The sequence below is a fragment of the Streptomyces niveiscabiei genome, from assembly GCF_001419795.1.
GTDB classification, from domain to species: Bacteria; Actinomycetota; Actinomycetes; order Streptomycetales; family Streptomycetaceae; genus Streptomyces; species Streptomyces niveiscabiei.
In genome coordinates this window covers 1-7,712 of record NZ_LIRL01000809.1, presented here as the reverse complement: position 1 = coordinate 7,712, position 7,712 = coordinate 1, and the positions used below count along the sequence as shown (strand labels likewise).

General features: G+C 72.8%; 6 protein-coding genes and 1 pseudogene. 3 read left to right on the top strand and 4 right to left on the bottom strand.

The window, feature by feature from the left end:
- Positions 1-779: pseudogene (locus AOK24_RS34260) on the top strand (NAD-binding lipoprotein); the annotation flags it as partial.
- 174 nt (positions 780-953) lie between these two features.
- Complete coding sequence (locus tag AOK24_RS34255) at positions 954-2,291, top strand: DEAD/DEAH box helicase (protein ID WP_055723899.1); 1,338 nt, start codon at positions 954-956, stop codon at positions 2,289-2,291.
- Positions 2,292-2,374: 83 nt separating this feature from the next.
- On the opposite strand, the gene AOK24_RS34250 is transcribed toward AOK24_RS34255, so the two are convergent.
- On the bottom strand, positions 2,375-3,637 hold the full coding sequence (locus AOK24_RS34250; RefSeq protein ID WP_079057142.1) for a DUF418 domain-containing protein: 1,263 nt from the start codon (positions 3,635-3,637) through the stop codon (positions 2,375-2,377).
- 278 nt (positions 3,638-3,915) lie between these two features.
- Positions 3,916-4,485, bottom strand: coding sequence for a DUF4232 domain-containing protein (locus AOK24_RS34245; RefSeq protein ID WP_055723897.1), 570 nt, complete (start codon positions 4,483-4,485; stop codon positions 3,916-3,918).
- A 322-nt stretch (positions 4,486-4,807) separates the two neighbouring features.
- On the opposite strand from AOK24_RS34245, the gene AOK24_RS34240 reads away from it, so the two are divergent.
- Entirely contained in the window at positions 4,808-5,935 is a 1,128-nt protein-coding gene (locus AOK24_RS34240; RefSeq protein ID WP_055723900.1) for a PQQ-dependent sugar dehydrogenase, read from the top strand.
- A 25-nt stretch (positions 5,936-5,960) separates the two neighbouring features.
- On the opposite strand, the gene AOK24_RS48840 is transcribed toward AOK24_RS34240, so the two are convergent.
- The gene (locus AOK24_RS48840) at positions 5,961-6,710 is read right to left on the bottom strand and encodes an alpha-L-rhamnosidase-related protein (protein WP_055723896.1); all 750 of its coding nucleotides are present in this window, start codon (positions 6,708-6,710) and stop codon (positions 5,961-5,963) included.
- Between the two features lie 371 nt (positions 6,711-7,081).
- Positions 7,082-7,712: MFS transporter (locus tag AOK24_RS48835; protein ID WP_167376886.1), on the bottom strand; the 631-nt coding region annotated here is incomplete at its 5' end.

Sequence of the window (7,712 nt, the reverse complement as noted above, 5' to 3'; positions counted from 1 at the left end):
ACCTCGACCCCACGGCCGTCGCCCCACCCCGGCCCGACCCACCCCTACGGCTGCTGCTCCTCGGCTGGAACCGCCGCGCCCCGCTCCTGCTGGACCTCCTGCCCGGCACCCGCGTCGACGTCGTCGCCGACTGCGCGCCGCCGGACGTCGCCCACCGCAGCGCCGACCCCGCCGCGCCCGAGACGTACGACGGCCTCGACCTCGCCGGCTACGACCGCGTCATCGCCCTCGGCGCCGACGAGCGGTCCGACGACCGGACGCTGCTGACCCTGCTGATCCTGCGCTCCCTGGAGACACGCCACGTGCCGCCCGTGGTCGCCGAGATGCGCGACCACCGCAGCCGCCGCATCGCCCCGCTCGGGCGCGCCTGCGACGTCGTCCTGAGAGGCGAACTCACCGCCCTCCTCATGGCACAGATCGTCCACAACCCCGAACTCGCCGCCGTCTTCGAGGAGATCTTCGCCGCACGGGGCGGAGCACTGGCCCTGCGCCCGGCGGGGTACTACGGCGTGGCCGGACGGGAGACGTCCTTCGCGACCGTCGTCGCGGCGGGGCTTCGGCGGGGGGAGTGCGTGATCGGGTACCGGGCACACGATCCGTCCGCTCTCCGGCCCTACGACAGCGTCCGGCTGTGCCCCGGGAAGTCCGAGCGGCGGGTGTGGAGCGGCGAGGACGAGGTCCTCGTGCTGACGGCAGGGCGGGCCGACGGTCCCGGGCGCTGTGTGCTGCCCGGGATGCGCGGGGAGAGCGACTCGCCGGGAGCCGGGGTCACGCCGTGAGGGACGGGGCACCTGGACCCGTGGGGAAGCCGGCGGCGACCGCAGCAGCCGGCCACCAGCCCTGTATGGGGCTCTCAAGCCGAGCGGAGGTTCGTCGCGTCGTGCTACCGTCCGACGTTTGCTGTGTTCCCGCCGCGCCTTCCCCGGTTCGGTCCCTTCGGAGGAAGGCTTTCTGTGAGTGATGCACCGGCTGCGAGCTTCGCCGGCTTCGGACTGCCCGGCGAGATCCTGCGGGTGCTCGGCGAACGCGGTGTGACGAAACCCTTCCCCATCCAGGCGGCGGCGCTGCCGGACGCGCTCGCCGGACGCGACGTGCTCGGGCGGGGCCGTACCGGGTCCGGGAAGACGCTCGCCTTCGGGCTGGCGATGCTGGCCCGTACGGCAGGACGGCGCGCGCAGGCCAAGGAGCCGCTCGGGCTCGTGCTGGTCCCCACCAGGGAGCTGGCGCAGCAGGTCGGCGAGGCGCTCGCGCCGTACGCGCAGGCGGTGGGCGTACGGATCGCGACCGTGGTCGGCGGGCTGTCCATGGGACGGCAGACCGCCGAACTGCGGGACGGCGCCGAGATCGTCGTCGCCACCCCCGGGCGGCTGCACGACCTCGTCGACCGCAAAGGGTGCCGGCTCGGGCGGGTACGGATCACCGTGCTCGACGAGGCCGACCAGATGTGCGACCTCGGGTTCCTCCCCCAGGTCACCGAACTCCTCGACCAGGTACACCCCGACGGGCAGCGCATGCTGTTCTCGGCCACCCTCGACCGCGACGTCGACCAGCTCGTGCGCGACCACCTCCGCGACCCCGCCGAACACTCCGTGGACCCCTCCAGCAGCGCGGTCCCGGCCATCGGGCACCACGTCCTCGTCGTACACGGCCCCGACCGGTACGCCGTGACCACCGAGATCGCCGCCCGCGACGGCCGCGTCCTGCTGTTCCTCGACACCAAGCACGGCGTCGACCTGCTCACCAAGCACTTGCGCGCCCACGGCGTCGCCGCCGCCGCGCTGCACAGCGGCAAGGCCCAGCCGCAGCGCACCCGCACCCTCGCCCAGTTCAAGAACGGCGAGGTCACCGCACTGGTCGCGACGAACGTCGCCGCGCGCGGACTGCACATCGACGACCTCGACCTCGTCGTCAACGTCGACCCCGCCACCGACCCCAAGGACTACCTCCACCGCGCGGGACGCACCGCCCGCGCCGGCCGCTCCGGCACCGTCGTCACCCTCGCCCTGTCGGGGCAGCGCCGCGAGGCGACCCAGGTCATGACGGACGCCGGCGTCACCCCGACCGTCACCAAAGTCCGTTCCGGCGAGGCCCAGCTGACCCGGATCACCGGCGCCAAGGCCCCCTCCGGGAAGCCCCTCGACGGCGGACCGCGCCCCAAGAACACCAACGCGCCCTTCCGGGGCATCGGCACCAGCAAGGACACGAAGACCACGAGGCCGTCCCGGAAGACGAGCGAGGCCCGCAAGCTCGCGGAGGCCCGCGAGGCGGCCCGGGTACGGCGCGGCGGCTGAACACCCCCGGCCCGCAAGGGCTATCCCCGAGCGGGCCGAGCGGGCCGAGGTGGGGCAGGAAGCCGAGCCACCCCGACCGGACATCAACGGACGTACTTGGCGGGTTTGGTGGCGGCGTTGAGCAGATACTCCAGAGGGCCGCGGCGGAAGAAGCGGGACCAGATCGTGGCGAACACGATCGCTGTCAGGATGTACGTGAGCACGGGCACCCAGGACGTCGTGGTGCCGGCGCCGGAGGCGGGCCACGCGGACTGTGCGAGGAAGTGGCCGACGTAGGCGGTCAGGGACATGGTGCCCACGGCGATGACCGGCTTCGCCAGGCGGCGCAGGAGCGGCAGGCGGTCCATCGCCGCCGTCGCGGCCACGATCACGAGGATCGCGATGCCCGCGCAGCCGATGGTGTCGAGGGTGGTGCCGGTGTGGGACACGGCGCCCAGCAGGTCCGAGGCCGACAGCTGGGGCCCGCCGGGCGCGCTGCCCATGGAGCCGCCGCTCAGGGAACCCGGACCGGAGCCGCTGGAGGGTCCCCGGCCTCCGCCGACGTTCCATACCGCGCTCGCGCCGGTCAGCAGGGTGGCCAGGCCGTAGGCGGCTGTGGCGAGACCGGCACCGAGGACGGCCAGGCGCCGCCGGACGGCGGGGGCGGACAGGTCGAGGCGGGCCAGAGCCATGCCGGTGATCACGAACGCCATCCACGTGATGGCCGGGTAGAGACCCGTCAGCAGCAGATCGAGCACTCCCACGGTGCTGAGCCGTTCCAGCGGGTCGTAGGCGTTGATGGTCTGCTGGACGGAGTCGCTCAGCCACATCTTCAGAACGAACGCCAGCTGCGGCATCACCAGCGCGATCCCGGCCGCGATGAACGCCAGCGTCCTGGCGCTCAGTCGTACCAGGAGCAGGGCGAGGAGGAAGTAGACGCCGTAGTAGGCGAGGATGATGATGTCCCCGTACTCCATCGCCAGCACGGTGCCCAGGGCCAGCAGGATCACGGCGCGGATCGCGATGCGGGCCTTCGCCTGTCGGCCCGCCAGTCCGGTCTTCGGCTCAAGGCGGCCGGCGATCAGCATCAGCGAGAACCCGGCGAGGGTGGCGAACAGGGCCGAGGCGCGTCCCTCGGCCAGGAAGTACACCCAGCTGCCGACGCTGCCCGGGGCGGACTCCATCGGGGCGATGTGCACGATGTACATGCCGAACACCGCCAGCGCACGGGCCAGATCAAGACCGACCAGGCGTCCCATCGTGGGGGCGCGCGATACTTGCCCGGCGGACTCGGACGATGCCTGCGGCGGTGGAGCCGCGTTCCTCTGCGGGGCCGATAGTTCCTGCGGTGGCTTTACCTCTGTCATACGACGAGTTTTTCGGTGCCGCCAGGAGCTGGGACATCCGACAGGCTTCGGCAAGGCCCCCGCCGACCGGCTGGGACCGCCCCGCCGACCGGCGGATTGTCGCCGCGATGACCATCCGCCGGGCCCGGCCGTTGTCGGACAGCGTGGTGCCGTAGGAGGGATATGGACGGCAAGTCGCCTGTGCCGTCCGGGGCGTGGCCCATCGCGTCCTGAGCAGGGAGAAGCCCGCCAACGTCGGTCGGCGGGCTTCGTCGTCCCGTGCGCTTACGGCGGTGGGGTCAGGAAGGCTTGACCGCCGTGACCGGCGTGGCGGTCACCTTGTCGTCGCACTCGGCCCACACCCCGTCGTCCAGGGCGACCTGGTGCTTCCCGGAGCTCGGCAGTCCGATGACCATCGTCGGATACGTCGACGGGGTGTTGCCCGAGACGCAGTAGCCGTCAGCCTCTCCCTGGACCTGGACGAAGGTCAGCTTCACCCACGCCTTGCCGTGCGGCCGGACCGTCACGGTGGCCGCCTTGCCGGTGGGGGTGACCTTGAGCGGGGTGTTCTGGGAAGGGGAGCCGTTGCCGGCGCCCGCGACCGTCGGATGGCCCTTCAGGACACACGTCCTCCCGGAGACGTTGGTGAACTCCACGACCGCCGCCCCGGTCCCGGTCCCGACGGGCCGGTTCGCGGCCTGCCACGCGCTGACCTGGAGGGCGGAGGCCGCACAGGCGGGCGGCGGAGCGGAGCTGGTGGCGCTCGCCGCCATGGCGGTGCCGGGCAGAATGCCGGTCACCGCCGCCGCGAAGGCCGTGACCGCCGTCGTCGCCAGAGCCGCCCTACGAATGCCGTTGCCGTGCCGCATGCTGTCGTCCCCCTGAGTCGTCTCGTCCGCGGGTTTCGGTCGTCGCACCCGCGGTACATGAGTGCAGACAGGATGGAGAGCGGCAGGGTTCCGTACGGCGACGGCTTGTGACAGAACGGTGACCGCGATGTTCGGCGGAGACGTAAACAAGACGACCGGATGGCCGAACTCCCGCTTTATATACGCCCCTTGAGTCCCGATAGCCTCACCCGTGGCCAGTAACGCATACCCCCCACCCAGGTTGCGTACCGGCGTGGACGACACCCGCCCGACCCTGCCCCGGGTGAACTCCCCCCCGTTCGCCGCCTCCAGGAGGATCACGGTGAAAGTTCACACCAGAAGCTCGGCGATCGTGGGCACGTTGGCCCTCGTCGCCTCACTCGCCCTGACCACGGCGTCCGCCGGCGAACAGGAGGCGGCGGAGGTCGCCCTGACGGCCGTCGCCACCGCACAGAGCCCCACCGCCGGAACGGCGGGCCCCGGGGGCACGGTCTGGATCGCCGAACGGGCCGGAAAGGTACGGGTGTTGACGCCGGGCGGCGGACTCGGCGCGCCTGTCCTCGACATCTCCGGCGACACCACGACCGACGGCGAACGCGGCCTGCTGGGCATCGCGTTCGACAACGACTTCACGCACTTCTACATCTCGTACACGAACCGTCAGGGCACCAGCACTATCGACGAGTTCGCCGTACGGGACGGCAGGCCGCAGGCGGACACCCGGCGGACCGTCATCACCCAGACCCAGCCCTTCGCGAACCACAACGGCGGCGACATCGCGTTCGGCCCCGACGGCTACCTGTACATCGCCCTCGGCGACGGCGGCTCGGCCGGCGACCCGCAGGGCAACGGGCAGAAACTGGGCACCCTGCTCGGCAAGCTGCTGCGGATCGACCCGAAGGGCGCGAAGCCGTACGCGATCCCGCGCGACAACCCGTTCGTCAACACCCCGGGCGCCAAGGGCGAGATCTGGTCGTACGGCCTGCGCAACCCCTGGCGCTTCTCCTTCGACAAGGCCACCCACGACGTGCTGATCGGGGACGTCGGCCAGAACGCCTGGGAGGAGATCGACTGGGCCCCCGCGAGCAGCAAGGGCGGCGAGAACTACGGCTGGTCCCAGATGGAGGGCAACCACCCCTTCCGGGGCGGCGTCGAACCGGCCAACCACGTCCGGCCGATCCACGAGTACGGCCGTACCGGCGGCGGCTGCTCGGTCACCGGCGGATACGTCTACCGCGGCAAGGCCGTCACCGGCCTCCAGGGCCAGTACGTCTTCAGTGACTTCTGCGACGGCACCCTGCGCACCCTGGAGATCCGCGACGGCCGGGTCATCGCCGTGAACGACCTCGGCGTCGACGGCGGCAGCGTCGTCGCCTTCGCCCAGGCGGCCGACGGCGAACTCTACGTCCTCAACCTCGCCGGCACGATCTCCCGCATCGACCCGGCCTGACGAACTCCGGTCGCGTGGACGGCAGTTAGAGCGCCGCCCACGCGACCGGCTCGACGACACCGCCGAGGAGCGTGTCACCCCACCTCATACCGGGCACCGGACGGCAGCTCCACCACGCCCGTGTGTTCGGCGGGATCTCGGCGTGGAAGTGCACCCGCGCGCCCTCGCGACGCCAGCCCGCGCGGGCGGGTCCGTACGGTGTCTCGCGCCAGGCCGACGCGTCGTCGAGGTCGTCGAGCAGCGTGGGGGAGACGTGGACGAGCCGGTAGCCGGGCTCCAGCGCGGCGAGTCCCGCGACGCGGCGGTGCAGCCAGTCGGCGACACCCCCGAGCGCGTAACGGTCGCCCAGCGCCTGGCGCTGCCCGTCCGGCGCGAGCCCGAAGACGAGGGCGAGGGCGTAGGCGGTGGGCGCGTCGGACATCATGCGCCCGCGCGGGGTGACGTAGGCGGCCCGGAAGGCGTCGGTGACGCGGGCGGCCAGGTCGCCGTAGCGGCGGGCGTCGGCGTCCCGGCCGAGCAGGGCCGCCGCCTTCGCGGTGAGGGCCGCCGAGCGGTGGAAGTACGCGGTGGCCACGATCCCGGCGTCGGTCTTGGCGTCACCGGGGCGGTCCGGCGGGGCGTCCGGATCGAGCCAGTCGCCGAACTGGAGCCCCTCCTCCCACAGCAGCGCGCCCCCGGCCCGTTCGCGCACGACGTCGACCCAGGCCGCCATCGCCGCGAAGCAGCGCCGCTCCCGCAGCCGCGAGCCGCCGTCGTTCGCCATCGGCAGGTACATGCCCTCGGCGGAGACCCGCTGCTCGATGGCCGCCGCGATCTGCGGCGTGGTCGCGCTCGCCAGCTCGAACGCCCCCGACGACCGGGCTCGTCCCCGTACGCAGCATGCGCGCCGCGTCGTTCGGCACGAAACCCGGCGTCTGCACGGCCTGCCGGATCCGCTCCCGTGTCGCGTCCGAGATCTTGTGCGGCTTGTGGAAGTAGGTCGAGACCGAGGACTTGCGAGACCCGCGCCAGCTCGGCGACATCGCGGATCGTGACCTTGTTCAGCGGTCCTCCCGGCGCCGGTCATCGTAGTGCGGGGGCGGGCGCGGGCGCGGGCCTGGACCGGCCGCCGGACGTCCCGGCGGGAGCCGGCCCGGGCCGGGGGCCTCAGCGCGTCACGGCGTCGACCGTACGGGCCCGGCCCGCCGAGAAGGCCACCGTGATCTGGACGGCGCAGGCCAGCAGAAGGACGCCGAGGGGCCAGGTCCAGGTGTCCGTGGCGTCGTGCAGGGCGCCCGCGCCCAGCGGGCCCAGGACGCCGATCAGGTAGCCGATGCCCTGGCCCATCGCGGAGAGCGCGGCCGTCGTGGCCGGGTCGGGGGAGCGCAGGGCGAACAGGCTCAGCGCCAGGGCGAAACCGGCGCCCAGACCGAGGCCGAGGACTGCCACCGAGGGCCACAGGAGGGCCTTCGGGCCGAGGACGACGCCCAGCAGGCCGGCCGCGGTGAGGCAGGCGACCGTCACACCGGCCGGGCGCTGGTCGGGCAGGCGCTTGCCCGCGGCGGCCAGGATCCAGGCGCCCACGACACCGACGGCGTTGCACAGGGACAGCGCGAGACCGGCGGACGTCGCGCTCAGGCCGTGGTCCTGCCAGATGCTCGGGAGCCAGCCGAAGACGGTGTACGACAGGAGCGCCTGGACCCCGAAGAACACGGTCACCTGCCAGGCCAGCGCGCTGCGCCACAGCCCCGAGGGACGCCCGCCCCCGGCGGCCGGCGGGGCGGCGGGCGGCGGCGCG

What these genes read in the sequence shown, in the direction of transcription:
- AOK24_RS34250 (WP_079057142.1), bottom strand. Translation starts at nt 3,637, where the DNA reads ATGACAGAGGTAAAGCCACCGCAGGAACTATCGGCCCCGCAGAGGAAC.
- AOK24_RS34245 (WP_055723897.1), bottom strand. Translation starts at nt 4,485, where the DNA reads ATGCGGCACGGCAACGGCATTCGTAGGGCGGCTCTGGCGACGACGGCG.
- AOK24_RS48840 (WP_055723896.1), bottom strand. Translation starts at nt 6,710, where the DNA reads ATGTACCTGCCGATGGCGAACGACGGCGGCTCGCGGCTGCGGGAGCGG.